Annotated in this window: 23 protein-coding genes; 7 read left to right on the forward strand and 16 right to left on the reverse strand. The window is 42.2% G+C overall.

Annotated elements, in window-relative coordinates; genetic code table 11:
• The first annotated feature begins 922 nt into the window (after nucleotides 1–922).
• From DDT91_RS17510 to DDT91_RS17520, 3 genes are read left to right on the forward strand one after another with little or no spacing between them, the layout of a single operon-like run.
• Entirely contained in the window at nucleotides 923–4,972 is a 4,050-nt protein-coding gene (locus DDT91_RS17510; protein ID WP_187177486.1) for a PAS domain S-box protein, read from the forward strand.
• Complete coding sequence (locus tag DDT91_RS17515) at nucleotides 4,965–6,086, forward strand: response regulator (protein WP_187177487.1); 1,122 nt, start codon at nucleotides 4,965–4,967, stop codon at nucleotides 6,084–6,086. Before DDT91_RS17510 ends, DDT91_RS17515 begins: the two co-directional genes overlap by 8 nt.
• 15 nt (nucleotides 6,087–6,101) lie before the next feature.
• A complete protein-coding gene (locus DDT91_RS17520) occupies nucleotides 6,102–6,494 on the forward strand; it encodes a response regulator (RefSeq protein ID WP_187177488.1) in 393 nt (130 codons plus the stop codon).
• Nucleotides 6,495–6,505: 11 nt separating this feature from the next.
• On the opposite strand, the gene DDT91_RS17525 is transcribed toward DDT91_RS17520, so the two are convergent.
• Nucleotides 6,506–7,111, reverse strand: coding sequence for an alpha-ketoglutarate-dependent dioxygenase AlkB (locus tag DDT91_RS17525; protein ID WP_187177489.1), 606 nt, complete (start codon nucleotides 7,109–7,111; stop codon nucleotides 6,506–6,508).
• A 104-nt stretch (nucleotides 7,112–7,215) separates the two neighbouring features.
• On the opposite strand from DDT91_RS17525, the gene DDT91_RS17530 reads away from it, so the two are divergent.
• On the forward strand, nucleotides 7,216–7,620 hold the full coding sequence (locus DDT91_RS17530; RefSeq protein WP_187177490.1) for a hypothetical protein: 405 nt from the start codon (nucleotides 7,216–7,218) through the stop codon (nucleotides 7,618–7,620).
• Here the strand turns inward: DDT91_RS17530 and DDT91_RS17535 are convergent, their stop codons facing one another.
• On the reverse strand, nucleotides 7,621–8,055 hold the full coding sequence (locus DDT91_RS17535) for a Dabb family protein (RefSeq protein ID WP_187177491.1): 435 nt from the start codon (nucleotides 8,053–8,055) through the stop codon (nucleotides 7,621–7,623).
• Between the two features lie 139 nt (nucleotides 8,056–8,194).
• Here DDT91_RS17535 and DDT91_RS17540 point away from each other — a divergent pair, with 139 nt between their 5' ends.
• Nucleotides 8,195–9,364, forward strand: coding sequence for a hypothetical protein (locus DDT91_RS17540; RefSeq protein ID WP_187177492.1), 1,170 nt, complete (start codon nucleotides 8,195–8,197; stop codon nucleotides 9,362–9,364).
• Nucleotides 9,365–9,426: 62 nt separating this feature from the next.
• Complete coding sequence (locus DDT91_RS17545) at nucleotides 9,427–10,422, forward strand: 2-hydroxyacid dehydrogenase (protein ID WP_187177493.1); 996 nt, start codon at nucleotides 9,427–9,429, stop codon at nucleotides 10,420–10,422.
• A 207-nt stretch (nucleotides 10,423–10,629) separates the two neighbouring features.
• On the opposite strand, the gene DDT91_RS17550 is transcribed toward DDT91_RS17545, so the two are convergent.
• From DDT91_RS17550 to trxA, 13 genes are all read right to left on the reverse strand, one after another.
• Complete coding sequence (locus tag DDT91_RS17550; protein ID WP_187177494.1) at nucleotides 10,630–10,824, reverse strand: cold-shock protein; 195 nt, start codon at nucleotides 10,822–10,824, stop codon at nucleotides 10,630–10,632.
• Nucleotides 10,817–11,077 (reverse strand): cold-shock protein, encoded by a 261-nt coding sequence (locus DDT91_RS17555; protein WP_187177495.1) that lies wholly within the window; start codon nucleotides 11,075–11,077, stop codon nucleotides 10,817–10,819. The genes DDT91_RS17550 and DDT91_RS17555 overlap by 8 nt, the downstream gene beginning before the upstream one ends.
• A gap of 9 nt (nucleotides 11,078–11,086) precedes the next feature.
• Nucleotides 11,087–12,280, reverse strand: coding sequence for a DEAD/DEAH box helicase (locus DDT91_RS17560; protein WP_187177496.1), 1,194 nt, complete (start codon nucleotides 12,278–12,280; stop codon nucleotides 11,087–11,089).
• Nucleotides 12,281–12,289: 9 nt separating this feature from the next.
• Nucleotides 12,290–13,276, reverse strand: coding sequence for an acyl-CoA desaturase (locus DDT91_RS17565; RefSeq protein ID WP_187177497.1), 987 nt, complete (start codon nucleotides 13,274–13,276; stop codon nucleotides 12,290–12,292).
• A 492-nt stretch (nucleotides 13,277–13,768) separates the two neighbouring features.
• Nucleotides 13,769–15,121: a hypothetical protein gene (locus DDT91_RS17570; RefSeq protein WP_187177498.1), complete on the reverse strand. Its 1,353-nt coding sequence runs from the start codon at nucleotides 15,119–15,121 to the stop codon at nucleotides 13,769–13,771.
• Nucleotides 15,121–16,182, reverse strand: a complete 1,062-nt coding sequence (locus DDT91_RS17575; protein ID WP_187177499.1) for a c-type cytochrome — start codon at nucleotides 16,180–16,182, stop codon at nucleotides 15,121–15,123. The genes DDT91_RS17570 and DDT91_RS17575 overlap by 1 nt, the downstream gene beginning before the upstream one ends.
• 146 nt (nucleotides 16,183–16,328) lie before the next feature.
• Nucleotides 16,329–17,045, reverse strand: coding sequence for an acyl-[acyl-carrier-protein] thioesterase (locus DDT91_RS17580; RefSeq protein ID WP_187177500.1), 717 nt, complete (start codon nucleotides 17,043–17,045; stop codon nucleotides 16,329–16,331).
• Nucleotides 17,042–18,208 (reverse strand): MFS transporter, encoded by a 1,167-nt coding sequence (locus tag DDT91_RS17585; RefSeq protein ID WP_187177501.1) that lies wholly within the window; start codon nucleotides 18,206–18,208, stop codon nucleotides 17,042–17,044. Before DDT91_RS17585 ends, DDT91_RS17580 begins: the two co-directional genes overlap by 4 nt.
• Before the next feature lie 258 nt (nucleotides 18,209–18,466).
• Nucleotides 18,467–18,961, reverse strand: coding sequence for a YeeE/YedE family protein (locus tag DDT91_RS17590; protein ID WP_187177502.1), 495 nt, complete (start codon nucleotides 18,959–18,961; stop codon nucleotides 18,467–18,469).
• A 12-nt stretch (nucleotides 18,962–18,973) separates the two neighbouring features.
• The gene (locus tag DDT91_RS17595; protein WP_187177503.1) at nucleotides 18,974–19,555 is read right to left on the reverse strand and encodes a YeeE/YedE family protein; all 582 of its coding nucleotides are present in this window, start codon (nucleotides 19,553–19,555) and stop codon (nucleotides 18,974–18,976) included.
• Between the two features lie 25 nt (nucleotides 19,556–19,580).
• On the reverse strand, nucleotides 19,581–20,996 hold the full coding sequence (locus tag DDT91_RS17600) for a hypothetical protein (protein WP_187177504.1): 1,416 nt from the start codon (nucleotides 20,994–20,996) through the stop codon (nucleotides 19,581–19,583).
• A 108-nt stretch (nucleotides 20,997–21,104) separates the two neighbouring features.
• On the reverse strand, nucleotides 21,105–22,526 hold the full coding sequence (locus tag DDT91_RS17605; protein WP_187177505.1) for a rhodanese-like domain-containing protein: 1,422 nt from the start codon (nucleotides 22,524–22,526) through the stop codon (nucleotides 21,105–21,107).
• Between the two features lie 87 nt (nucleotides 22,527–22,613).
• Nucleotides 22,614–22,937 carry a thioredoxin gene (trxA, locus tag DDT91_RS17610; protein WP_187177506.1) on the reverse strand — a complete coding sequence of 108 codons (324 nt, stop codon included), beginning with the start codon at nucleotides 22,935–22,937 and terminating at the stop codon, nucleotides 22,614–22,616.
• A gap of 171 nt (nucleotides 22,938–23,108) precedes the next feature.
• Between trxA and DDT91_RS17615 the strand changes: the two genes are divergently transcribed.
• On the forward strand, nucleotides 23,109–26,093 hold the full coding sequence (locus tag DDT91_RS17615) for a DUF2723 domain-containing protein (RefSeq protein WP_187177507.1): 2,985 nt from the start codon (nucleotides 23,109–23,111) through the stop codon (nucleotides 26,091–26,093).
• Nucleotides 26,094–26,183: 90 nt separating this feature from the next.
• On the opposite strand, the gene DDT91_RS17620 is transcribed toward DDT91_RS17615, so the two are convergent.
• Nucleotides 26,184–26,960, reverse strand: a complete 777-nt coding sequence (locus DDT91_RS17620; protein ID WP_187177508.1) for a class I SAM-dependent methyltransferase — start codon at nucleotides 26,958–26,960, stop codon at nucleotides 26,184–26,186.
• Nucleotides 26,961–26,967 lie beyond the last annotated feature (7 nt).

Genomic DNA, 26,967 nt, shown 5'->3' on the forward strand with positions numbered 1-26,967 from the left:
TAATAATTCAAAGCAATACACTTAATTATACCAATTACACAATTCATATACATATTATTGCACTTATTTTATTGATGCACGAACAGTATTTTATAAGTCTGTTTCTTACTTTTTGAAGCCTTAAATTTGAGAAATCCACAACAGGAAAATGAACATTTAAAGGAGTCTCTTGTAAAAAATCAAGATCCTCGTTGGTATTCCAATATTTGAGTAGTCTACTATCATGTCTGAAAGAAAAATTAAAGAAGAGGAAGTTGAGGTAATACTTTCATCCCTTGACCAACTTCAGGAATCACTTATTTTTTTGAATTCAAATTTTGAAATCATCCGAAAGAACAGATACGCGGATTTATTCCTGAAGGAGAAGAAATTGAATGAAGGGGCAAACTACTTGGATGAATTCAACCAGGTGAAAACTAAGGAAATTGAAGAATTTTTAAAGGATCCGTCCAAATTGGATCTTGAATTATCATCCCAAGATCTCCAAGCTGGCCTTACTATCATTCATCAAATCAAAAAAGCAAGGAATGGTTTTGTAGTGAAGTTGAAGAAAACATCATTTCCAACAGAACCTCCCAAGATAAAATTAGATTTTATTCATCAACTAGACAGCCTAAAACAAGGAGTTCTTATTTTTTCAAAATCAGATGGAAAATTACTTTATTTCAATCAATCATTTTCTAAACTCATCGGCATAAGTTATGCTGATTTTGCAGATTTAACAGTTAAAAACCAACATGATCTTTTGACTTCCATTTCTGCGGAATTCAAGACTTTATGTAATGGAGACCCACTTGATTTAGAAGAACTTTTTCTACATCTTCCTTCGAAAAGTGTAGCAGTAGTAAATGTTAAAACACTTGAATTTGAATTCAATGAAGTTCGGAGCCTTTTCTTGATTATGGAGGAAATCAGTGATTTTATGCAAGCCTCCAAGGCATTGAGAGAAAGTGCCGAAAAATATACGTCTCTTTTTGAAAAGATGCCTGAGGGAGTGGTATACCAAGATTCCGAAGGGAAAATTATCGATGCCAATCCTGCAGCTCAACAATTACTGGGACTTACTTTAGAACAACTCCAAGGACGCACTTCTGTTGACCCAAGATGGCATGCGATCCATCAGGACGGTTTGCCATTTCCGGGAGACATTCACCCGGCCATGGTAGCTTTGAAAACCGGAAAAGTAGTGGAGAATGTTGTGATGGGAATTTTCAATCCTCTATCCAATGACTACCGCTGGATCCTTATTAATTCCACACCTGAATTTAAGCAAGGAGCATCCTCTCCCCATTTGGTATTTTCTTCTTTCACCGACATCACCCGTCAAATCGAGGCCGAAAGAAAAATAAAAGCTCAGTCAGAACTCATGGAGCTTTTGGTTTTTACCTCCACCTCTTTCATCAACATCCCTGAAGAGAAATTCAACGAAACCATTCAGCTTTCATTACAGAAACTCGGGGAATTTGTGGAAGCAGACCGAATGTATGTGTTTGAATACGACTGGGAAAAACACACCTGCTCCAACACATTTGAGTGGTGCTCAGAGGGTATCGAACCTCAGATTGAAATTCTGCAACAGACACCATTAGAAGGCCTTGAAGATTGGACAGAAAACCACCTGAAGGGAGAAATGATGTATGTCAAAGATGTTTTCAGCTTAGATGAAAATGCCACCTTAAGGCAGATCTTGGAACCTCAAGGAGTCAAAAGTCTCCTGGCAATGCCCATCATGGACTCCAAAGACTGCATAGGGTTTATTGGCCTGGATTCGGTGAAAAAGCACCACACCTACTCCGAAAATGAAATCAACCTTTTAAGAATATTTACTGGAATTCTGGCCAACGTCAACAACCGTTTTAAAAGAGAAAGGGAATTAAAAGAAAGGATTAAAGAACTCAATTCCATCTACCAAATCTCCAATCTTACCATTCAAAAGAATTTGCCTGAGAAAGTTTTATTTCAGGAGATTGTCAACATAATGCCAAGTGGGTTTTATAACCCCAAAGTGACATCGGCACGAATTATTTACCTGGGCCAAAACATTGAATCCCCCCATTTCATACTGACTCAAAACTTTATCAGCGAGAAATTCCTGGTGAACGATCAGGAAATAGGTTGGATCGAGGTTTTCATTCCTGAGAGAGAAAAATTCCTTCCGGAAGAAAAAACTGTTCTCAAAACCATCGCCAATACCCTAAATCAACATCTAGAGGTTAAACAAAACCTTGATGCCATCAGAAAAAGTGAAGAAAGACTCAGGAACCTGGTAAATTCTCAGACCAATTTTGTCATCAGAACAGATCTGAAAGGAAGACATACTTTTTGGAATAAAAAATTCGAAGAGGACTTTGGATACCTCTACCCTACCAAGGGACTGGAATCCTCTGACTCCCTCACTTCGATCTGCGAATATGATAAAGACAAGGCCACCGAAACTGTGGTCAAATGCATTGAATCTCCCGGGAAGGTTTTCCAAGTGGAACTGGACAAACCTACAAAATCCGGAAAGATCATGACTACACTTTGGGATTTCGTTTGTATAACAGACAGTGCTGGGAATCCCTTCGAAATGCAATGCGTCGGAATTGACATCAGTGATCGAAAAAACACAGAAAGAGAACTGAGTAAGTTCAGGTTGATCTCTGATAAAGCAACCTACGGTTCGGTGATCACTGATCACAAAACCCGAATAATTTCCTATTGCAATGAAGCGTTTGCAAAAATGCACGGATACGAAGTCGAAGAACTGATTGGAAAAGAAATCCTTACTCTACATACCGAAGAGCAACTGGAGTCCTATTTTGGAAAAATCTATCCTGAATTTTTAAAGAATGGAGAATACAGTGCAAAGGAGTTTGGAAGAAAACGAAAAGACGGGTCTACTTTTCCGGGATTAGTCAGCACAAAACTCTATTTGGATGAAAATGGAAATCCCCTGTTCAATGCTTCCACAGTCATTGACATGTCCGAACAGAAAATAATTGAGGAAAAAATCAAAGAACAAAACCTAAGACTTAAAGCAATCATTGACGCAATCCCGGACATTCTTTACATCCTTGACTCGGAAGGAAATTATTTGGAGTATTTCAGTTCAAACCTTGAAAACTATATAGGAGACTTTTCCTATTTGATTGGAAAAAACCTAAAAGAAGTCTTTGAGGAGGATCAGGCATTTTTGCACCTCAATAAAATTCAGCTTGCTCTTAAAGAGAAAAAGATTCAGACCTACGAATACGCAGGAATGAGAGGCTTTGAGGGAAGGTTTTTTGAATCCAGGATCGTCCCGATGACAGAAAATAAAATTTTGAGATTTGTCCGGGAAATTACCGATCGAAAAAAGAATGAAAGTGAGATTAGAAAGCTTACTCTAGCCATAGAGCAAAGCCCTGTAGCGATCATTATCACTGACCTAAAAGGAAATCTCGAATACATGAGTCCCTCATTCCTCAAAATGACAGGGTATTCAACGGAAGAACTCAAAGGGAAACCCGTGGGAATCATCAAATCAGGAATGACAGAACGAAAAGTCTATAATGACCTTTGGAAAACCATTTGTTCAGGAAATAACTGGCAAAATGAATGGCAAAATCGACGAAAAAATGGAGAATTGTATTGGGAACATATTTCGATAACCCCAATTTTTGATGAAAAAAACAGGATTAAAAATTTCTTGGGAGTAAAGCAGGATATCACGGAAAGAAAGAGAATAGAAGAAGAAATTCTGGAGCTCAATTTCAATCTGGAAAGAAGAATTGCGGAAAGGACTCAGGAATTGGAAAATTCCAACAAAGAGCTGGAAATGGCTAGAATCGAAGCAGACTCCGCCAATCAAGCAAAAAGTGAATTTCTATCAAGAATGAGCCATGAACTCCGTACCCCCATGAACTCCATTCTGGGATTTGCCCAGCTACTTGAGCTTACCGAGCTAAAGGCCTCTCAGAAAAAAAACCTGGAATACATCATCAAAAGCGGGAATCACCTTCTTCAGCTCATTAATGAAGTTTTGGATATTGCTCGAATTGAATCAGGAAAAGTTTCTATTTCCCTGGAATCGATTGATCTCTTACATCTGATCAACGAAGTCGTGGAGTCGGTAACACCCTTTGCATTAAAAAAATCCATTACTATTACCTCCACTTCACTGACGGATTCCAAGACTTTTGTTTGGGCAGATGTACAAAGACTCAAACAAATTCTCATTAACCTGCTCAACAATGCCATCAAGTACAACAAAGAAGATGGATCTGTCAGTATCTATCTGGAACACTTATCAGATCAAAATGGAAAAGAATGCATTAGAATTAATGTAGAAGACAATGGGATTGGAATTTCTGAAGACGATCTACCCAAATTGTTCAAACCATTTGAACGAGTGGGTGATGCAAATCATTTCGTAGAAGGTACTGGCTTGGGGCTGTCTGTGGTAGAAAAGCTCACTAAACTCATAAAGGGGAAAGTAGGAGTCGAAAGTCAGATCGGTAAAGGAAGTAGGTTTTGGATAGAGCTCCCGGCCGCACCTCAAGATTCTGGGAAATTAGAGTCCCATACCCATGAGCAGTCCTCCATTATCCAGCTGGATGCTCAAACTCAAGGCGCATTACTTTTGATTGAAGACAATATTTCCAACATTGAATTGATCAAAGAATTACTGGCCAGTCTCAAACCTGAAATTCAACTGATCTACACCATGTATGGATCGGAAGCCTTGGAATTGGCTAAGAAACATAAACCTTCTTTAATCCTTTTGGACCTAAACCTACCGGATATTTCTGGAGGAAAGGTGCTGGAGATTTTAAAATCTGATGAGGAGACCAGATTTCTTCCGGTCTCTGTAGTCAGTGCGGATGCTACTGCCAAACAAATTGAAGGCATGACTGAAAAAGGGGCTGAACATTACATCACAAAGCCAATCAATATCAGTCAGATAATCAAACTGTTCGACCTTTACTTCAAGAAAAACTCCAATGACTGAAAAAATTCAACTTAAAGAAGCAATATTGAAGTCTACCATTTTTATAGTAGATGATCAAATTCAGAATATTGTCCTTTTGGAAAATATTCTGAGCCTTTCGGGTTTCAAGAATATTTGGTCTACGGCAAATCCCAAAGACTTCTTTAGTCAGTTGGAAATATCCAAACCGGACATCCTTCTCTTGGATTTGATGATGCCGGAAGTATCAGGATTTCAAATTCTGGAAGAATTGAATAAAAATTCAGAAATCAAGGAATTCTTACCGATCCTAGTTTTGACAGCTGACACTAACCCCAAAAGTAAAGAAAGAGCTTTGAAACTGGGAGCTAGGGATTTTTTGACTAAGCCTTTTGATATCAGTGAGGTCACCTTAAGAATACAAAATCTATTGACAACCAAATACCTGATGGATCAGCTTCAGGGACAGAACGAACGCTTAGAACAGAAAGTAAACATTCGAACAGAAGAATTGCGAAAAGCGAAGGAAGAAGCGGAGAAAAACGAGAAAAAATACCGGTTACTATTTGATGCGAATTTGGATGACATCAACCTGTTTTTCCTGGATGAATCCGGACCTTCCAACTTCATAGAAACCAATCCTGCAAGTGAGACCATCCTCGGGTATACCAAGGAGGAACTCCTCAGACTTAGTGTAAGAGATATTGATATCCGAATCAATGAGCCGGGATACTATGAAGAAAATGTAAAAAAGCTACTGAACCAAGGTTCTCATGAGTTTGAAACCATCATCCGCAAAAAAAACGGTGAACTCCGGAACATGGAGGTCAAAGCAAATATTCTGGAGCTTGACGGCAAAACTGCAGTCATGAATATTTATCGGGACATCACTGACCGCCTCAGTTTTATCAATGCAATTATCAATCAAAACAAAGCATTGAAAGAAATCGCCTGGATACAGTCCCACATCGTCAGAGCTCCTTTGGCCAGAATGATGGGCGTTATCCAGCTTATCGTGGATCCAGAAATAGAAGTGGAAGATCAGGAGTTTCAAAAATTCCTTCAGATAATCTTAGATTCAGCATTTGAATTAGACAAGATTATTAGAGACATTTCGGATAAATCTGCGGAAGCACAAAGATTTCAAAACCTATAATACCTAATTGCCAACATGAATTTTGATTTGATTATCGTAGACGACGACCCTGAGTATATTTTTTTTCATAAGCTTCTAGCAAAAAAATCCGGAATAAGCGAAGACCCCATGACCTTTGCGGGCGGAAGTGAAATAATCGAATACCTCTCCGGAATCAAAGATCAGGACTTTGACAACTTGCTGATTTTCCTGGATATCTACATGGAAAACATAGATGGTTGGGGAGTTTTGGATTACATCCAAACACTCCAATGCCCTGATAAAATCAAGGTAGTATTGATTACATCCTCCGTGAGTATGGATGACAAAAAGAAAGCGATCAAATACCCTTCAGTGATCGAGTATATCGAAAAACCGCTCATGTTGAATTACCTGATCAATCTGAAAAACCAGCTCCTTTTTAAATAAAAACAGCTGATTCAGAGCAGTTTTCTAAACGTAAGATTAATCCTAGGAGAAAGGACTTTTTTTGTTTTGGGAATCTGATGCTCCCAAGAGTGCTGGCTCTCCCCGGACATGATCAACAAACTCCCGTGACTGAGAGGAATTCCGATTTTATTGCCCTTTGTTTCATAGTGCCTGATCTGAAAATCACGGGTGGCCCCAAAAGTAACGGAAGCAATGGTTGGATTCTTTCCTAAAACTGCCTCATTGTCACGATGCCAGCCCATACTATCATTGCCATCCCGGTAGAAATTGCAGAGGACATGGGTAAATTCACTCCCAACAAAGTCTTCAACCTTAGTTTTGATTTCAAGCAATTCAGGTGTCCAAGGGTGTGGAATCATAGAAATTCCGGAATATCCGTAAGGCCGATCAGGATTCCCATAGAGTGAAGTAAGCCGAGGTTGCATCACCTGTTTCCCAAACATCCAGATGGGTTCCTGTTTCCATTGCAAATTATTCTGAAGACTTTGGAAAAGTCGATCTGAATCCCTTCTGGTGAAAAAATCGGGATAGAAGATCACCTCTCCCTCAAAAGGAAGAAGATTGAGATTGTGCGATTCAAACAAAGAATGCTGCATACTGCCTAAACACAGTAGAATTGTAGGAGTTTCAAAAAAAACGAGGATATATCTTTTTCAGGATTCCGATTCCTATATTTAATGAAAATCTATTGTTTGTCTTTATGAAAAAATTTGCTTGGATTTCGGGACTTGTACTTCTTTTGGTAGTGGGAATATTCTTTTGGTGGAAGTTCTACTTTGTTTTTGGCGAAGGTGTAAAAGCAGGAAACCTTAATTATTTTGTCAAAAAAGGAGTCATTTTCAAAACCTGGGAAGGCAGAATGGTTCAGGAAGGATTCCAAAGTCCAACTTCCGGTGCCCTGCAAAGCAATGAGTTCCGGTTTAGTGTAACAGATCCCGAAGTAGCAGCAATCCTGGAGCGCAATTCAGGAAAACACCTTGAATTGCGCTATCAGGAATACAACGGAATGCTTCCTTGGCGAGGAACCAGCGTTTTTGTGGTGACCGAAGTGCTTAATGCAACCCCAACCAGCCAAGAAGGCGGGAATTTACCTTATGACAAATAATTAAGGCTTTGTCCAATAGTCCAGTACTGTGACTTTATCAAGGTGAGGGCCGAGGATATCCACAAATTCCTTATGGGCCGGATGTGGCAAATAGGTGTCTCGATCCGCATCAGAATGAAAGGTAACCATAAAAGCATGAGTTAAGCCCTGATTTAATCCTTCAGGACTGGAATTGGTACCCCATTCAAAATCTTTTATTTCAGAGATTTTAGAAGGCAATTCCTTGAACGCATCCACAATTTTCTGGATATCCTCCGGTTTGGAGCTTTCTTTAAATCCAAATAATACAACGTGTCGGAGTACAGAATCAGGCATGGGAATTTCAATAATTTGTGTTTCTGGAGGCATAGAATCTTCTACAATGGGTTGTTTTTCAGTAGGGCTACAAGCGAATGCCAACCAAAGTGGCAGACTGTAAAGGAATATTTTCTTCATGGTAAGTGGATTATATCAGACCAATATCCCCTTAATCGCTAGTTTTTCAAAATTTTAATGGGTTAACTCTCGAAAATCTTGAAAAAGAAAGTCGGCTAATTATATTTACTAAATTTTCGTAGACAAAACTCAAAATGCAATGAAGTCTAATTTTATCTGCTTTTCTATCCTTATGATATGGGGCTTGAATATAGCTTGTTCCCCAAAAACAGAAACTTCCCAAAGTGGAACCGAAAATTATACTCTGGTTAAAGTCGATTCTTTTGGGATCAAAAATTTGACGCAGATCGTAATCACGGACTATTCTCCAGTCAAACAAGTCTACTTGGGGTACTCTACCATTTCGGACGAACTTCTCATCATTGGTGAAAAGGGTGAACTAATCAATCGCGTATCCAAAAAAGGCGAAGGACCAGGTCTCTACGGTAATTGGAATCCTACAGGAATGAGTTTTACCCCTGAAGGGAATATCTTGTTGGAATTCCCATTTTCCCTTGTTACTCTTTCTCCCGAGTTTGAAATCCTATCCCAACACCGAGTCTCCTCTCCCCTGCCTATACGAACCTTTGGTCCTATGGGAAAAACACCCATTTACCAAATTAATGCTACTAGTTATGCCCTGGTTGGTCCGAGTAGTTTTCTGCCCGCACATTACCTGATCATGAATAAAGAGGGAAAAGATACACTACAACATTTCTCTCAAATCAATCTTGAAAATGGAAATCAAATTTCCGTCATTCCTTATGATCCGGAATCCGTCTATGCCAAAACTGACCAAATGTATTATGAGCTAATGACCAAAACTTTTGTGGTGGATCAGGAGCGGAATGAAATGGCTTTAGTGACCGGTTTGGACCAAAAGATATTGCTTTACGATCTCGCCTCCCTGAGTAAAAAAGCTGAAATCCCTTTTGAGCATGAGTCATTTATTACCTTCCCTCCTCTTCCAATTGGCACTCCGGCAAATGATCCAAATTATAATCAACATCGGGTTTATTCCGGTCGAAATCAGAGATTGATCCATCTTGGAGGTCAAACCTACCTTCTACACTATTTTAAAGGTATCTCAGAAGCCACTTTTCTTACCAAATCTGCTCAAAATGAATCATACTCTCCTCAAGAAGATCCGGAATTCCGGTCCGTAAAACTTTTTCTTGATGGCAAAGCATTACCTTACGAGCTTGCTAGTCCCTCGGGTTCCATGATTCTTGGGCTTCCGGACAATAAAATCCTGGTCCAAGAACCCAATCATCCTGATGTGGAAGAGGAAGAGTTCCGATTTAGTATCTATCAATTGAAGAAAAAATAAACAGCAAAGAAAAAGACCTTTTTAAACACCCAAGGTTTAACAAAAAGTAATTCCAACCACTTATGAAAATCGCCTTTTTCAGCACCAAATCTTACGACAGGGAAAGTTTTCTTCGACAGGGTCAATCCTATGGCTATGAATTTAGCTTTTTTGAGGCCCAATTAAATCACCAGACAGTAGCCCTGGCAGAGGGACATCAAGCCATTTGCACCTTTGTCAACGATCCTGTGGATGAGTTTACTCTAAAAAAATTAAACCATCTGGGCATTAGGCTAATCGCACTTCGCTGCGCAGGATATAATCAAGTCAATCTTCAAGCCGCAGAAAAATACGGCATCCACATCGCCCGTGTCCCTGCATACAGTCCTGAAGCAGTAGCCGAACATGCCTTTGCACTCATATTGACCTTATCCAGAAAAACGCACAAAGCCTACAACCGAGTACGGGAAAACAACTTCTCGATCGAAGGCCTTACCGGTGTCAACATCCATGGCAAAACCGTTGGAGTCATCGGTACGGGAGCAATCGGCAGAGCATTTTGTCGGATTGCAAAAGGATTCGGCTGTAAGATACTTGCGTTTGACCTTCAGGAAAATGAAGAAATGAAAGCGCTTGGAGTGACCTACCTTCCTTTAAAAGAGGTCTTGGCAACCAGTCATATTATTTCCTTGCATTGCCCTCTTACTCCTCAAACAAGGCACTTGATCAATGCTGAAACCCTCAGCTATATGCAAAATGGTGTGGCCTTAATCAATACCAGCCGGGGTGCATTGATTGATACCAAAGCAGTCATCAAAGCACTTAAATCCAAAAAACTGGGATTTTTGGGGATTGACGTCTACGAACAGGAAGAGCACATTTTCTTCAAGAATCTTTCCGATGAAATTCTCGAAGACGAGCAAATCTCCCGATTGATGACCTTTCCAAATGTCCTGATCACAGGACATCAAGCCTTTTTGACAAATGAAGCCCTGGCTCAGATAGCTCTAACCACACTTGAAAACATTAAAGCTTTTGAGCAGGGAAGCGTGTTGGTCAATGAGATCAAAGCTTCTTAAAAAAGTAACTCTTCTAAAAAGTTGCAGGTAGCCGTAATCCGGTCGGCAAAAGGATCAGAAATCAATGACCGAAGGAGGCTTAATTTGACAAAAGATCGGGGTCTTCTCCCATTAAATCCTTCCAAAGTAAAATCAGTGGATTAGAGCAAAACTAAAAAGCCCAGAGGCAAATTACCTCTGGGCTTTTAGGCTTTTTAAGGCGGTTAATTACCTAACTACCTTCACGTTTACGGCGTTTACGCCTTTTTTACCTTGAACTTTGTCAAAAGTTACACGGTCGTTTTCACGGATTTCGTGTACCAAGCCACTGTGATGTACAAATACGTCTTCGCTTTGGTCAGCTGGTGTGATAAATCCGAAGCCCTTGGTAGTGTTAAAGAATTTTACTGTTCCTTCATTCATGATTTCTGAAATTTTGATTTGTTTTTACTCTGTTTTGATTGGATTGATTTGAATTTGTTTTTTTCTCGATTGGCGGAGCTGGAGGAGTGTTAGAGATGTTTCCGAATTCGTCTACGTAAGCGATCATATTGTCCAGACTTCCGTCTTTAGGCAGTGCCTTTCGCTCCAGTTTCTTTTCGAGTTTCTCTTTTTGTTTTCGCTTCTTCAGTTCAGCCTTTTGCTTTTTGATGAATGTGTTTTGATTTTTTGACATGCAATGGGGTTAGTTTACAAAGGTGATGGCATGGCCGATCTTTCCGGCTCTGCCCGTCCTGCCAATACGATGGATGTAGGCATCCATGGTCATCGGACGCTGATAGTTGATCACATGACTCACATCAGCGACGTCGATTCCTCTGGCAGCCACATCGGTTGCCACCAGCACACGAATGGTCCCGGATTTGAATTCCTCAATCATTCGATTTCGGAAGTTTTGGGACTTATCTCCATGAATCTGCCCGGCTTTAATTCCGGATTGATTCAGTTTTTTAGCCAGTCTGTCGGCCAATCTTTTGGTTTCTGTAAAGAGGATTACTTTATCCAATTCCGGATTATTGAATAGCTCTGCCAAAAGTTCAAACTTATCCTGACCTTCAGGTACATGGATGGTTTGCTGCTCGATATTTTCGTTTGTGCCAGATCCATTGTCAACTTTGACTTCGACAGGGTTATGAAGTAATCCATCGATAAGTCTTTTTTGAGCTGGATCTAAGGTTGCGGAAAAGAGCAAGGTTTGATCTCTATGACCGATACGGTTGACCAATTTGTTGACATCATGGACAAAGCCCATGTCCAGCATTCGGTCAAATTCATCCAGTACCAAGGTATTGACCTTTCTCAGGTCCAATACCTTTCGGTCGCTTAGATCCAATAATCTTCCGGGAGTACCGACAATAACTTGGAGTTTTCTGCTCAGTTTGTCAGGATCCGAATTGATGTTTGTACCTCCGATAAAGGTCGCTGAATACAGCTGAAGGCCCGTGGTCAAACTTTTGAATTCCTCTTCGATCTGAAGTGCCAATTCCCTGGTGGGAGTCACTACCAATGCGGTAAAATTTCGTGGATCTTTGAGCGCATGCTCAATGATAGGAATAAGGAAAGCGGCTGTTTTGCCTGAACCTGTCTTGGAAATGGCCATCATGTCCCTTCCATCCAAAAGAGGAAGAATGGATTGTTCCTGAATGGTAGTTAAGGTTTGATATCCTTTGTCCAAAATATTCCTAAGAAGCTTCGGAGTCAGATGAAGGTCTTCGAAAGATTTCTCTGTTCTGAAACCCTGCTGACCGCTTGGCTTGGCTCTTTTTTCAAAAAGCCTTGGATCCAAAGTGGATTCTTTCTTTTTCACTTGCCTTCTGTCCACATTTCCACTTCGAGGAGCAGTAGTTGGAGTGGCAATATTTTTTCTGGTATTGTTCATAGTGGTTAGTTAAGCCCTTACAGGCTTAAGTTCGGCATTACCCAAGAGGTAAAGCATCTGAAAATGAGCCTTCAAGGCATCTAAAAATGTCTTTTGGGAATAATAAGGAATATTGTACTCCGCCGCGGTGGCTTTTACAATCGGTGCAATTTTCCGGTAATGTACGTGACAGATATCGGGAAATAGATGGTGTTCTACTTGGTAATTTAAACCTCCGATCATCCAGGAAAATATCCTGCTTTTCTCGGAATAGTTGGATGTAGTAGCTAGTTGATGGAGCAGTCGCTCGCCCTCTACCATTCCATGTTCGTCGGTCTCCGGAAATGCCATATCGGGCATGACATGGGCTGTCTGGAAAACCAGGGATATGCTCAATCCTGTCACAAAATGAAGGGCCAAAAAGGCAAGTAGAATCTCTCCAACTCCAAAAGGAGAAAAGGCTATTGGAAGTCCCAGAGTGAAGGCATAATAAACCAGCTTCCACGCCAGAATCTTGAAAACGGTATTTCTGTAAGCATTTTCACCTTTCAGCAATCCCATCTTGTAATAGCGATTGAGTCGGATAAAATCCTTGGTTGTCACCCATGAAAGGGTAGACAAACCATAGAAAAACCAGGTATACCAATGCTGATAGGGATGAAGTGCATTTTTCTCTGCATTGGGAGAAAACCGCAGGAAAAACGGCGCATTGATATCGTCATCACCTTCATGAATATTGGTATATGAATGATGAAGTACATTGTGTTGAATCCTCCATACGGTCGCATTAGCGCCAACCATATTCAGCGTATAGCCTAGAAGTTTGTTGATGGTCGAATTTTGAGAATAGGTGCCATGGATCGCATCATGCATGATCCCCATTCCTATGCCTGCCATCCCAAATCCGCTAAGGATAAAACAAGCAAATAGCTGCCAAGTCTGGTCGGCAACTCCAGTGATCACCAAAATGACGGGAGCGAAATAAACAAACATCATGACTATTGTCTTGATGATCATTTCAGTATTACCAAATTTGGATTGCTGGGTCGCTTTGAAATAGTCGTTTACTCGACTTTTAAGTGTGAGGGAGAAATCAGATAGAGCTGATTCCGAGAATCTAATGGTCTTAATAACAGGGAAATTTTAATGAATAATAGGAAATCTGGGTTCTCTTTGAAGATTGTAAACTGCAGGTTTTAATTCAGAAAGGCAGATGCCTATGGATGAATCAAAAAAGTAGAGAAGAAGAAGTAAAACCTGGTATTGGAGAACTCTTGATTTGCTACTTGTGGCAGGTGAATCGCCGATGCTAAACTTGTTGACAAGTATCGGAAACATTTCTCCGACGACTCAAAGGTGAGCAAAGGATTCGGTAAATCCTAATTTTATAGGAAAATAACCTTAAAACTCTGTTCGGAATGGGCTGTTGTAAGTCCTCTTGATGAAGATTATTTCACGTTAAAAATCCAGGAAATCGTCTAAACCTCCCTGAATCTTCTGACTTTTTGATTAATTCAACCGCCAATTCAGAATTGCATTGAAGTGAAGCATTTCCACTTTATTGTAAATCTGATTAGGGGTCAAATTTTCGGATAGCAGTGGTTCTTTACTTACCAAAAGCAGATGAATATCCAGATTCTTGACAGTTTTTGGCTGGTATTTCAATCCCAAATTCACCTGTCTGTAACTGGGGAAATTATACTTGTTGGCAGCGGCATTACTCATCTCCGAAAGCCAATGAAGTCCGGCATGGGCATAAATCTGAACAGGGATGTTTTCCAATCGGTACTCACCATAGCCAACCAAGGCATTGACTGATTCAAAGCCTTCGTTTCTTTCTCTGGGAATAAACGTATACCAAGCATCTTTACCCCATTCCCTTGGGCTTAGCCATCGGCCTTTTCCACCCACATGGGTAAAATTCAAGTGGGTGATCCAATGGTCATTTTTCCATCCCAATCTTCCGGAAATGGCATAATTCAAATCCTCAGGCTCTTTATATCTTAGCGACGGTTCTGGATTCCCCCCCTCCCCGATTCCTTGCTGAAATCCTGACTGGATTCCCCAAGTCCATATCCCGCTAGCACGTTTTCTGCTTTTTTCAAAAGAAAGCCAATACGTAGAAAAGAGATTTTGAGCGTAGGTTTGAGAAAAATGAACTTTTCCCCCTCCCGCTAACTGGTGATCGATTTCCCAAATTCCCAACCAGTCACTTTCTGTATTTCCAAAGTAATTCCCTGGCTTTCCTTGGACAGTCCTACCTTGGGGATAAATACCAACGGTCTTTCCAATACCGAGCCACTCACTGCTTCCTCGGATACTCATCCTGCCGATCCCCCAAAAGGAAAATTTCCACTTAGCATGTGGGGCAAACCAAGCCTGTACACCTTCTACCGCGGTGGGAGAAAGTCTTCCGTCTTGGGCATTTACCCAATCCGTATTCAATCCCATTCTGCCTACTTTCACCCCAAAGGATTCTTTAGAATAGCCAAAGGAAAAAGTCTCCAATCTTCCGAAAAACCGATCGGTGGGATTTAGAATATCAAACAGGCCTGTTTCGTAACGGTTCGCCTGTCCTGTGGCAGGATCGGGATTCCAAAAATCAGAACTGACCACATTGCCAAAGGCCCTGTAAACCAGCTGCATATCCCAATGCTTCGCAAAAGTGAGTTTCCCCCCTACTCCCAAGCTCATGCCCAACGCATAATCCGATTTGAACTCTTCTCCCGGATAGGAAGTATTCATCCAAAACGTCCGAAATTGGGCTGAGGGTTGGGCAATGAGTTTTTTTTCCTCCTCCTGTGCTTTCAATGAAATTGAAAATCCTATGAGAAGGAAAAAGAGAACTGATAATCGATTCATTATTTGCTGCTCGCTTTGGCTGCCTGTATCGGCTTGAAAGGTCCAAACTTATGTTGCTCCTCCGTAAACTCGTCTGAGAATGGTCCAAAAGGATGGTCCATAGGTTTTTTGGAAATATCCGGCCAGTCTTTGGAAAGGTCCTTTGCGGGTCTTTCCAAGCTATTGACGTAAGCAGCTACATCCCAAGCTTCTTCATCCGTCAGCATAGGATTTTCAAATGTGGCACCCAAGGGCATATTGGCCTTGACATAACCAGCAAATCTGGAAAGTCTATAGAGCCCGGCGCCGTGATTGTAGCTGTTATTGCCCCACAGGGGAGGATAGATATAGCCTGTACCATCCGGCTTGGGCATACCTTGACCATCGGCCTGATGGCATGAGGCACATTGATTATCGTAAACCAGTTTTCCTTTGATCGGATCGGCGGCACGGTCAAGAAGGGGCACCTCGTAAATTCCGGAGCCTTTGGGTACTTCTCCCTTTGGCACATCTTTACCTACCCATTGGATATAAGCGACCATGGCTTTCATTTCCTTGGAGTTATTCTCCAAAGGCTTTCCATTTAGGCTTCTCTCAAAGCAGTCATTGATTCGCTTTTCGATGGTCTCTTCAGTACCTGATCTTGCCCTAAACTTGGGATAAGTAGAAGCCACTGCCCCATAATTGTTACCCAAAGGGGCAGTTCCGGCCTGAAGGTGGCAGTTTTGACAGTTCATCCCGTTGGAGATTGCTTTTACTTTCCCCTTAGGACCTAAAAATTCTGAGGTATTGGCTACCAGATCTCTTCCGTATTTGATTTCATCCGCATTGGGTTCAGCCTCTACGCTTGCCCAATCAGGAGCTTTCCAAAGGCTGGATGCATCTGCCAAAGCCTTAACTACGGGAATTTCTGCAACGACCTGAGGCAGAGTTTTCTCCTCTTCAGCCAGGGAGGGTAATTGCACTCCCGAGTAAGATAGAAAAACAACAAAACCCACTACCCCCACAAGGGCCACGGCCAAGCCTAATAAGGCGACCAATAAGGTAATGAGCTTAAGAAAGGGTTGCATCATCTGGTTCATAGTCTTAAGGTAATATACAAAGTTGACTTTTTGCACCCTTTCCAAGCTGTGACTATGGTCACTTTGGGTCAAAAAAAGAAGAACCGATCCAGAAAAAAATGTTGAGCCTTGTCCTAGCAAGTCCTAATCCTGGCGCTGGTACCTGGCTAGCCTATTTTCACCAGGAAGACTGCTTTGGAGCCGACTTTTCCTTCAAGGAACCGTCTTCCATCCTCTTCATAACCACTTAATTCAATCTTGTCTCCGGCAAGGCATTCCGAGAGGTAATTGATAGAAATAGCGGAGGGGAAAATATTCAAATCAGCAAAAAAATCTTCTGACCACCGGATATAGCTTGTGTTGTTGACATGGTTGTAAAGATCCAAATCAGAATGCCGGACTTTTAGTTCTTCCCGATGGCCTAGCAGGCCATGGATTGACAATTTCTCCGGTTGCCAAGAGGGAGCTTTGGAGGGATCAAACAGCACATGAGGCAATACCGATTCCGGTTTTTGAATCCGCTTAGTCTCTGAGTGGAGCAATAGCCAAGACGACATAGCACGAGCCAAAACACGCTTATTTTCGTCCCAAACCATAAACTCTCTGAAGGCAAAAAGCTTTTCTGCTCCCCTTCCCCCTGTAAAAATCTGGATAGTATCCCCCCATTTGGGGAATTCAAACACCCGGATTTCCAGCCTTGAAAGAACCCACATTTGCTTGTTTTCAAGAAGATTTCGTCCAAAATCCCCCGAATCTGCATGCCGCCAGGCTATTTCCTGCAGTAAATCAGCCAAGGAACTTAACTTGATTTTCCCATCCGGATGAACCTGAAATGAGCCAACCTCAAATTGCTTTGTAAACTGAAAATCTTCTGGTAGCCTCATGGGGTTGAAATAGGTTCCTGAGAGTAAAATACTTGCTTCCGAATACTACTGAGCAGGGCGATTCCAAGCCCGTTGACCGCAATCAGAGCAAAAGACACCTTGAGATCAAATAAGTCCGCCACAAAGCCTATCACCGGGGGCCCCAATAAGAAACCAAAGAAGGAAATGGTAGAAACCAAGGCTAAAGCCACACTTGGAGAGTAAAGTTTAGACCGGCCAGCTATGCCGTAGGAAACCGGAACGATCGAAGCAACACCTAAACCAACCAGCAAAAATCCAAATGCCGCCGTGTAAAGGTTGGGAACCATCACGGATAGAACTAATCCAAAAAATATCAAAGCCCCACTAACTTGTAAGACAGAAATCCTTCCAAAGCGATTACTTGCTTTGTCTGTGATAAATCTTCCAGATGCCATAGCTCCCATAAAACACACATAACCTAGAGCAACGAATTCAGGCTGAGCCAAAACGATCTTTTTGAAATAAACTCCACTCCAATCAAACATGCAGCCCTCGGTCATCATCCCCAGGAAAGAAATCAGGCCCACCCTGAGGAGTAAGTCATCGGGTCTTTTGAGAACAAGACCTCCACTTTCACCGGAGTCACGCTTGTCATTGAGTACGAATTTTTGAGAAAAAAGAATGATCAAAACGGAAATCCCAGTAACTACCGCATAATGAGCTGCAGGAGAAAATTTCAAAAAAATCATTCCTGCACCTATGCCTGCCCCGGTAAATCCCGCAAGACTCCAAAGTCCATGAAAAGATGCCAGAATGCTTTTCCCCATTTGATCTTCCAGTCCAAGAGCCTGAGTGTTTAGAGAAATATTCATGATATTGCCCAACATTCCAAAGACTACCAATACGGGCACAATCAGCCAAGTGGTGGGGGCCAATCCAATCAAGGGCAAGGTAAGCGCATAGGCAAAACTCCCGATCAAAATCACGATTCTACTCCCGTATTGATGCACCGACCAACCTGCAATAGGCAATCCCAACATCGATCCGATAGGCAAACAAAGCAAGATGGTTCCCAGCTGCCCCTCTGATAACTGGAATTTGGTCTGAATATCAGGGATGCGGGCTGCCCAACTGGCAAAACAAAGGCCCATGAAAAAAAACATGGCCCCAATGGCAACCCTTCTTTTGGAGAGGTAATTCATGATGGTAGGTAGGTTTGCAGAGGCTGCAAAGTTAAAAATAAAGCCTGGGCTTTGAGAAAAGATTGCCTATTAACGAAAACTATTCTTTAGGAAGGCTAGTTTTACCGAAAACTGAATTCATGGAGTTTGTTATCGTCGGAGGTATTTTGATTTCAATCATTCTTCTTATCCGATTTATCATCAAAAAGGTATTTAACTAAAAAAGCCACCTTAGAAGATTCTAAAGTGGCTCTGGTTTTTTTATACTTCAACTACTTATCAATTGGGAAGCTTGTCTGCAAACTTGCCATAGACCCAGGTTCCAGCCAAAGCTGAAATCAGAGTAACCAATACCACCGTGTAGCCGCTTCCGATCTGGGCAAACAAGGGACCCGGACAAGCTCCTGTGATGGCCCATCCCAGACCGAAGATAAATCCTCCGATCACCTGACCTTTTTTGAAAACCTTGTCAGGGATGACAATATCTTCTCCATGTATGGTTTTGACATTCAGTCTTTTGATTAGCTGCACTGAAATAATTCCGGTAATCACTGCCGAACCAATCACTCCATACATATGAAAGGATTGCAATCGGAACATTTCTTGAATTCGGAACCAAGAAATGATCTCAGCTTTCACGAATACGATACCAAAAACCACCCCGATAATCAGGTACTTCAAGAGTTCTAGACCTTTGTCGTGATCTTCTCTGAGGTTAGGCGCTACGCAATGTGGATCCTGCACCGTTTCTTTCTTTTTCGTTAGTGTTGACATATTTATAATTTTTTAGAATCCTACCAGTTTCATCAAAGGCTCAAGCAATACGTGAGTCATCAGAAAACCACCCACCATAAAGAAAATCGTAGCGACCAAAGATGGCCACTGTAGGGAACTGATGCCCATAATAGCATGACCAGACGTACATCCACCTGCATAACGGGTTCCAAATCCGACCAAAAACCCTCCAAACACAAAGAAAAGAAGGCCTTTTGCAGAAAATACGCTTTCCCAGGAGTATAAATCAGAAGGCATCAAATCCGAGAAGTCAGTGATACCCAATGCTGCCAAATCAGCCTGTGTCGCTTCAGAAATCACAATGGTTTCTGGATTTGCAAGGAAAGTGGTAGCCAGAAAACCACCTATACCAACCCCCAACACAAACAGCAGGTTCCAGATTTCCTTTTTCCAGTTGTAAGTGAAAAATGGAATCCCCGCCGGTACGCAGGCTGCACAGATATGGCGAAGGGATGAAGAAATCCCAAACGTCTTATTACCTACAATCAAAAGGGCGGGTACGGTTAATCCAATCATCGGCCCGGCAACATACCAAGGCCAAGGTTGCGAAATCCATTCAATAAATTGATTCATATTGTTTTTCGGTGTTTAGCTTTTGTTAAAATCTGTAATCTAGTATAATGTTTATATTGGTCATATTCACCCGATTGATGACATACTCCAAAGGAATTTCCTCTTTTCTATCCTCATTTTTGTGAGCAACCAGAAACTGGATATCCAATCCTTTGAAGAATCCGTCGAACCTGTAATCAACCATCCCTGTAAAATGAAGGTAGTTTGGTAAGCCATATTTATTGAGGGCTGGATTTTCCAAATCGGGAGTTTGGACATGACTTGCTCCCAAAGACACCTTTAGCTTATCCTTGATGAAGGTCTTGTCATAATTCAACCCGATCGCATGAACTCCTCCCATTCCTTCAAACCGTTCTCTTTGCATACTCACAAAGAATTTTTCTCGTCCCCATTCTCTTGGAAACAAAAATCTTCCCTGATCAGCTATGTAAAGAAAATTAAGCGTCAATTCATCATGTCCCTTATGGACACCGCCTCTTAGGCCTATTCCATGTGTTCTTTCATCCGGCAAGGTATAAGCCATCGCAGGATCGGGATTTCCCCCATTTCCCAGGGCGGTCTGGTAAAAACCCTGAATCCCGTAGAGAAGATTTCCAGTTTGACTTATTGGTTTTGAGCCGGTGACTTCCCCAAAGGTGGTGGCAAAGATTCCTTCTGCCAGATAGGTCCAAGACTGGGCTTTCACATTATTTTGGCTGTATTCTACTCCCAACACTCCTATCCCTCTCGAATCGACGTGGTGGGTGTAAGTTTCGTCCGAACCAATTGGATTTCTTCCTGTATTGTAGAATCCGAGGGATTCTTCTACAGAAACCCACTCCAAGGATCCCCTGGAAATCAGATGAGTAAACCAAGCTCCTGTAAACTTAAGTTCCCTGTTTGAATAGGTTCCAGAAAATCCGCTAAACAGATTGGGACGCATCCGATTGTCCGAAGCATTCAACAGTGGACTTTCAAAATGATGTCTTCCAAACCATGCTGAGATGTTTTCATTTTGGAAGGAAACGAAAAACTCCTCCAAGCGGTCCATATCATGATAATTTTCCGGATGATGCACATCAAACAGAGTGATTTCATACCGGTTAGCTAGCCCAGTAGCAGGATCCGTAAGGGTCAAGTTGTTTTCAAAATGTCTGAAAACAAAGAAACCACTGAATCCAACCCCCAATCCTTTCCATCTGGGACTGAAATACCCCAAGCCCGCACCTGTTCCCCAAGTGGAATAATCCAAAAGGCCTGGAGCATTTTCAGTGTGCATGTAGTAGGATCTAAGATGAAACTCAAATTTCCCAGTATTCAAGATTTTGCCGAACATCTTTATGTTCGAAGCAGTATCGGTAGAGGTCTCTTCGTGGTGCTGAGCTATGAGGTTTCCATTGATCCCAAACAACAGGCTAATCACTGCAATTCCCCTTAACCATTGTGGTACAAATTTCTTCATGTTACGGTTGTAAATCTTGTGACTTTGATCACATCGAATGTGTTGAAACTAAAAATGGCAGTCCCGAAGGCCTGCCATTTCCTGTTAAGCAACTTTTCTCTTGTCTAATCAGAGCAAGGTAGTGGGGCAGACATAGTCTGTTACCTTGAATTTCTCTGATTCTTTGATCGCCTTGAAGCCGCCGGCCACGTCGATCAAATTGTCGTACCCTCTGGCGCGTAGGATGGAGTTGAAGATCATAGATCTGTATCCACCGGCACAGTGTACATAGTAGGTTTGGTTTTTATCTACTTTCAGCATGCTGTCATTGATGTAGTCAAGCGGAGCATTTTCAGCCTCTACCACATGCTCTGACAGGTACTCTGAATTCTTCCTTACGTCAAGAATATGAATGGAAGGATCGCCTTCTTTGATTTTTGCCAATTCATCCACGGTGATGGAAGTAATGGAATCCACCTCATGTCCAGATTCCTTCCAGGCTTTGAAACCGCCTGCCAGGTACCCAATAGAATAATCGTATCCTACTCGGGCCAGACGGGTGATTACTTCTTCCTCTCTTCCTTCTTCAGCTACTACAAGGATTTCCTGCTTCAAATCCGGAATCATTGCACCGACCCATACCGCAAAGCTACCGTCGATTCCGATATTGATGGAGTTAGGAATGAATCCTTTAGCGAAAACCTGAGCATCTCGGGTGTCCAAAATCAAGGCTCCGGTTTCGTTGGCTGCTGCTTCAAATTCTGCGGGGCTCAATGGTTTTACACCTCTTTCCAACACCTCATCGATGCTGTCATATCCCTGGATATTCATCAGCACGTTTTGAGGGAAATAAGCCGGAGGAGGAGTCAACCCTGTCAACACTTCTTTGATGAAGGCTTCTTTGCTCATCGGCTGCAGTGCATAGTTAGTTTTCTTCTGATTGCCTAAGGTATCGGAAGTCTCCTTGCTCATGTTTTTACCGCAAGCAGAACCTGCTCCGTGAGCCGGGTAAACGATCAAATCATCAGAAAGAGGCATCAGCTTATTTCTCAAAGAATCGTACAGGTGACCTGCTAATTTTTCCTGAGTCAGATCTTTTACCACTTTTTGAGCCAAGTCTGGACGACCTACATCTCCGATAAACAAGGTATCACCGGTAAAGATTGCTTCTTCCTTTCCTTCCTCATTAATCAAAAGGTAGCAGACCGACTCCATGGTGTGGCCTGGAGTGTGGATCACTTTGATTTTGGCCTTACCCAAAGTAAACTCCTGATTGTCTTCTGCGATGACTGCATCAAAACCCATCTTCATACCGGTTGGACCATAAACTATTTTTGCTCCCGTTTTAGCAGCCAAATCTTTGTGGCCAGAAACGAAATCAGCGTGGAAGTGAGTTTCGAACACGTATTTGATTTTTGCGTTTCTTCGCTCAGCTTTCTCAATATAAGGTTGTACCTCTCTGAGAGGGTCAATTACCGCTGCTTCTCCTTCTGATTCGATGTAGTAAGCACCTTGTGCCAAACATCCGGTATAGATTTGTTCGATTTTCATATGATTGCTTTTTAGGTTGTTTTCAATTTAAAACTCTGACAAAATTATCGGAGGCATTTTCCCTCTAAAATGACTTTTGTCACACGCTTAGGAAGCGTTTGCCAGCAGATTTGATTCCAAGGTCTGAATCAATTGGTGGGCAGGCACCACGCCTGATTGCCTCCAAACGACCTTCCCTTTGTGAAAAAGAATCAAAGTCGGCACTCCCCTTACTTGAAATTTACTGGCAGCCAGAGGATTACGATCCACATCCACTTTGACAATCTTCACTTTATCACCCATCTGACGGGCTGTATCTTCGAGGATGGGTTGCATCATTTTGCAAGGTCCGCACCATACAGCAAAGAAATCTACCAATACAGGCGTATCGCCTTCGATCAGTTCCTGAAATGTTTTTGGTTGTGCACTCATGGTTGAAGTGTTTTTGAATACAGCACAAAAATAGACCTCAGATTCATCCTCACACAGTAATAATTGTCACACGGACTTGTCCGATTGGTTCTTCAAATCTTTTAAAAAGTGCTAAAATACCCTGACTTGGAGTAAAATTTCCTATTTTCGTCGCTCTAAATTACCGATTTAATGCTCAATTATAAGCAGATCAACAATCTCACCGGCTGGATCATTTTTGCCGTTTCCACGCTCGTATACATTCTGACTGTCGAACAAACTGCCAGTTTTTGGGATCCGGGAGAGTTTATCGCCGTTTCCTATAAGCTTCAGGTTCCCCACCCTCCGGGTGCTCCATTCATGCTTTTGGTCTACCGCATGTTTGGGTTTCTGGCATTTGGAGATCCTCTTCAGGTAGCTTATTGGATGAATATAGGCTCGGCACTTTTCTCTGGATTCACTATTCTGTTCCTGTTTTGGTCCATCACTCTTTTTGGAAAAAGAATTTTCTCCATAGAAGAAGGTGAAGAAAGCAAAGGTCAAACTATCGCACTGATGGGTGCGGGCTTGGTGGGTTCTTTGATTTACACTTTCTCAGACAGCTTTTGGTTTTCTGCAGTAGAAGCCGAAGTATATGCGATGTCCTCTTTTTTTACAGCCATCGTTATATGGGCATTTTTGAAGTGGGATGTGATCAAAGATCCACAAGAGGAAAACCGTTGGATGGTATTTATTGCTTATCTGGTAGGTCTTTCGATAGGTGTTCACTTGCTCAACTTGGTGACCTTACCCGCTTTAGCACTCATCTATTATTTCAAAAAATACCCTAATCCCAACTTGAAAGGGGCGATTTATGCCATGTTCTTGGGAGGAGTTGCACTTATTATCATCAACAACCTGATTATTCCTGGCTTGCCAAGCATTGCTGGCTCTATGGAGATTTTCATGGTAAATAGCCTTGGGCTTCCTTTTGGTTCGGGAATCGTAGTATTTGCACTTATTTTTATAGGTGCCTTGATCTACGGATTCAGATATTCTATCAAAAAGCAAATGGTGCTCTTGAACACTATTTTGCTATCCCTCACATTTATCCTGATCGGATATGCCAGCTATACCTTGATCATCGTACGGTCCAATCAGGATCCGATCATCAATGAAAATGCCCCTAAGGACATCATCAGCTATGTCTCCTACCTTAAGCGTGAGCAATATGGATATAGACCTCTTCTTCATGGGCAGTATTTCACCGCCCAATTGGTCGATCAGGAAGAAGGAGCCCCAATCTATATGAAAGGAAAGGAGAAGTACGAGATTGTAGATTATGAGCTAAAGAACACCTACGATCCTTCCAAGACTACGATCCTTCCAAGAATTTATTCGACACAAGAAAATCACAAGCGAATCTACAGGTCCAAGTTGGGATTGAAAGAAGGTCAGGATCCTACCTTTGGGGACAATATTTACTTCATGCTCACCCATCAGCTGGGGCATATGTATTGGAGGTATTTTATGTGGAATTTCTCCGGACGGGAAAGTGACTTTACGGATGCTCCCTGGATGGGAATTACCGATGCACTTTCAGACAAATACCCGGATTACATCAAGGAAAACAAAGGACATAACAACTATTTCATGTTGCCTTTGATCCTTGGACTGATTGGTATTTTCTTCCAAGCCAAAAAGGATCCCAAGTATTTCTACGTCAACCTCATGCTGTTCCTCATGATGGGTGTAGTCTTGGTGCTTTACCTCAATTCTCCACCCGTAGAACCGAGAGAAAGGGACTATATCTATGTAGGTAGTTTTTATGCCTTTGCGATCTGGGCAGGTCTTGGTACCCTGGCCATCGCTCATGGAATCGGAAAAGCAACCAAAAATCTAGGAACAGGCGGCCTCATCGCCACCCTACTCACCCTACCGGTGGCTGGACTGATGGCATCCCAAAACTGGGATGATCACAACCGAAAAGGCCGGTACTTCTCCGTGGACTCAGCCAGAAACTTCCTTGCTTCATGTGCTCCCAATGCAATTCTATTCACAGGTGGTGACAATGACACCTTCCCTCTTTGGTATGTGCAGGAGGTGGAAGGATTCCGAACTGACGTACGAGTGATTGTATTGAGCTACTTTGACACCGATTGGTATGTAGAGCAAATGACGAAGCAGGCCGATCAGTCTGACCCACTTCCATTCTCTCTCAGCAAAGAGCGGTATCAAAAAGGAACCAACGATGTGCTCTACGTCATGGAGCGAGAAGGTCTGAATGCCATTTCTGCCAAGGAATACCTAAAACTGATCAACAGTGGGTCTGATCTTCTGAAAATGAAAACCGGAGGAAAAAGTGTGGTCAACATGGTACCTTCCCGAAATCTCATTTTAGAAGTAGACAGTAGCTTCATCAACAACGATGAAATCGTGCCTCCACAGTTCAAAGATTTGTTTGTACCACAGATGAATCTGCAGGTCAAGGGCAACTATGTGACCAAAGGTACCCTGATGCTGATCGACCTGATTGCAAACAACAACTGGGATAGACCAATATATTTCAACAACACCTCACTATCCACCATAAGCTTGAATATCAGCGAGCATGTGGTGATGGAAGGAATGACCTATCGCTTGCTTCCAATCCGAAAACCAGACTACGTACGTGAGGAATTGGTAAATACCGATTTGGCCTTTAAAAACTACATGGAAAACTTCGCTTTCCGTGGTATGAATGATCCAAATGCCTATCTGGATGAAGAATACAGGAGATTTGCTTCCAACCATAGGAGCTCGCTCAACTCCATCGTAATGGCCCTTTTAGACGAAGACAAACTGGATCAAGCCGCACAGCTACTCAATTATGGATTGGAAACTATTCCTCATGAGGCGATGCCTTATGACCTGAGTAGCGGACAGTCGGTTCCTCTATTCTTCGAAGTCGGAGAAGATGAAAAAGCGCTCGACATCATAGATAAAATCTCCAAGAGGTCACTTGACATGATCGAGTTTTATACCAAAGAAAACCGATCTTATGACAGAGACATGATGATCTCCATCGAGATGGTTAAATATTTCATTCCGCTTCTTGAGGAAAGAGGGTACCAGGAAGAAGCCCAAAGCCTCAAATTAAGACTGGAAAGCCTCATCGGAAGCGAGAGTACTTCTCCGGGAATCCTGGAAAGAAGGTAAATCCGACCTAAATGACACAAGGCCTGAGCGACGGAAATTGCTCAGGCCTTTTGCTTCACTGACTCTAGGAAAAAGGAAAAAAACTTCCTTTTACTTTTTCCAAAGAATATAAAATAGATCTAACCCTTTCATCGGGTCATCGACCAAGGGATAATCCTCTTGCGTAATTTCTACCACAGATTTACCCTGCTGCTTATGCAGCTTGTTGCGGTTTATCCGGTTCAGAATCTCATAGGGCATTCTTAAAACTGAGGCAGGAAGCCTGTGCTGCAAATCAAAAATATCAAATCGCATAATTTTTTGAACCGACTTACGGTTGGCTTCATGGTAGGCCCATACTTTTTCGTTTCCTCCGATTCCTTTGGCATCTACCCTGTCAAAAATTCCTTTTGCCAAATCAATTAGCTCCTGGGGTTTGTATTCTCTTTCATGCCAAGGATTACGTGAAAGCGTATGGGTGATATTGGGAGTAGAGATAATTGCCTTTCCTCCGGGCCTCAGCATGCGGTATATTTCCTGGAGAAACAGTCGGTCATTTTTGATATGCTCGATCACCTGAAAACTCACAATGGTATCGAAAGATTCATCAGCAAACCCCTCAAAAGGAGGAATTACAGCCTGTCTGAAATCCACTCCGGGAAACTTGCCCTTCAGCATTGCGATCACTTCCCCGATCTTATCCAGGCCAATGTAGGTTTTGGCCAAAGGAAGTAATTCTTCTACTCCTCTTCCCTCTCCGCAGCCCACTTCCAAAAGATCTCCTGATATCCAAGGCTTTGCAGCAATGTATGCTTTGAGTAGACGCTGATGAATTGGATTATCACTGATCAACTTGTCGGAGGCGATTTCCGTTGTATAGGTAGCCATTCGAAAT

It is taken from the genome of Algoriphagus sp. AK58 (assembly GCF_014324365.1).
Taxonomy (GTDB): domain Bacteria; phylum Bacteroidota; class Bacteroidia; order Cytophagales; family Cyclobacteriaceae; genus Algoriphagus.

What these genes read in the sequence shown, in the direction of transcription:
- DDT91_RS17510 (WP_187177486.1), top strand. Translation starts at nt 923, where the DNA reads ATGCAAGCCTCCAAGGCATTGAGAGAAAGTGCCGAAAAATATACGTCT.
- DDT91_RS17515 (WP_187177487.1), top strand. Translation starts at nt 4,965, where the DNA reads ATGACTGAAAAAATTCAACTTAAAGAAGCAATATTGAAGTCTACCATT.
- DDT91_RS17520 (WP_187177488.1), top strand. Translation starts at nt 6,102, where the DNA reads ATGAATTTTGATTTGATTATCGTAGACGACGACCCTGAGTATATTTTT.
- DDT91_RS17525 (WP_187177489.1), bottom strand. Translation starts at nt 7,111, where the DNA reads ATGCAGCATTCTTTGTTTGAATCGCACAATCTCAATCTTCTTCCTTTT.
- DDT91_RS17530 (WP_187177490.1), top strand. Translation starts at nt 7,216, where the DNA reads ATGAAAAAATTTGCTTGGATTTCGGGACTTGTACTTCTTTTGGTAGTG.
- DDT91_RS17535 (WP_187177491.1), bottom strand. Translation starts at nt 8,055, where the DNA reads ATGAAGAAAATATTCCTTTACAGTCTGCCACTTTGGTTGGCATTCGCT.
- DDT91_RS17540 (WP_187177492.1), top strand. Translation starts at nt 8,195, where the DNA reads ATGAAGTCTAATTTTATCTGCTTTTCTATCCTTATGATATGGGGCTTG.
- DDT91_RS17545 (WP_187177493.1), top strand. Translation starts at nt 9,427, where the DNA reads ATGAAAATCGCCTTTTTCAGCACCAAATCTTACGACAGGGAAAGTTTT.
- DDT91_RS17550 (WP_187177494.1), bottom strand. Translation starts at nt 10,824, where the DNA reads ATGAATGAAGGAACAGTAAAATTCTTTAACACTACCAAGGGCTTCGGA.
- DDT91_RS17555 (WP_187177495.1), bottom strand. Translation starts at nt 11,077, where the DNA reads ATGTCAAAAAATCAAAACACATTCATCAAAAAGCAAAAGGCTGAACTG.
- DDT91_RS17560 (WP_187177496.1), bottom strand. Translation starts at nt 12,280, where the DNA reads ATGAACAATACCAGAAAAAATATTGCCACTCCAACTACTGCTCCTCGA.
- DDT91_RS17565 (WP_187177497.1), bottom strand. Translation starts at nt 13,276, where the DNA reads ATGATCATCAAGACAATAGTCATGATGTTTGTTTATTTCGCTCCCGTC.
- DDT91_RS17570 (WP_187177498.1), bottom strand. Translation starts at nt 15,121, where the DNA reads ATGAATCGATTATCAGTTCTCTTTTTCCTTCTCATAGGATTTTCAATT.
- DDT91_RS17575 (WP_187177499.1), bottom strand. Translation starts at nt 16,182, where the DNA reads ATGAACCAGATGATGCAACCCTTTCTTAAGCTCATTACCTTATTGGTC.
- DDT91_RS17580 (WP_187177500.1), bottom strand. Translation starts at nt 17,045, where the DNA reads ATGAGGCTACCAGAAGATTTTCAGTTTACAAAGCAATTTGAGGTTGGC.
- DDT91_RS17585 (WP_187177501.1), bottom strand. Translation starts at nt 18,208, where the DNA reads ATGAATTACCTCTCCAAAAGAAGGGTTGCCATTGGGGCCATGTTTTTT.
- DDT91_RS17590 (WP_187177502.1), bottom strand. Translation starts at nt 18,961, where the DNA reads ATGTCAACACTAACGAAAAAGAAAGAAACGGTGCAGGATCCACATTGC.
- DDT91_RS17595 (WP_187177503.1), bottom strand. Translation starts at nt 19,555, where the DNA reads ATGAATCAATTTATTGAATGGATTTCGCAACCTTGGCCTTGGTATGTT.
- DDT91_RS17600 (WP_187177504.1), bottom strand. Translation starts at nt 20,996, where the DNA reads ATGAAGAAATTTGTACCACAATGGTTAAGGGGAATTGCAGTGATTAGC.
- DDT91_RS17605 (WP_187177505.1), bottom strand. Translation starts at nt 22,526, where the DNA reads ATGAAAATCGAACAAATCTATACCGGATGTTTGGCACAAGGTGCTTAC.
- trxA (WP_187177506.1), bottom strand. Translation starts at nt 22,937, where the DNA reads ATGAGTGCACAACCAAAAACATTTCAGGAACTGATCGAAGGCGATACG.
- DDT91_RS17615 (WP_187177507.1), top strand. Translation starts at nt 23,109, where the DNA reads ATGCTCAATTATAAGCAGATCAACAATCTCACCGGCTGGATCATTTTT.
- DDT91_RS17620 (WP_187177508.1), bottom strand. Translation starts at nt 26,960, where the DNA reads ATGGCTACCTATACAACGGAAATCGCCTCCGACAAGTTGATCAGTGAT.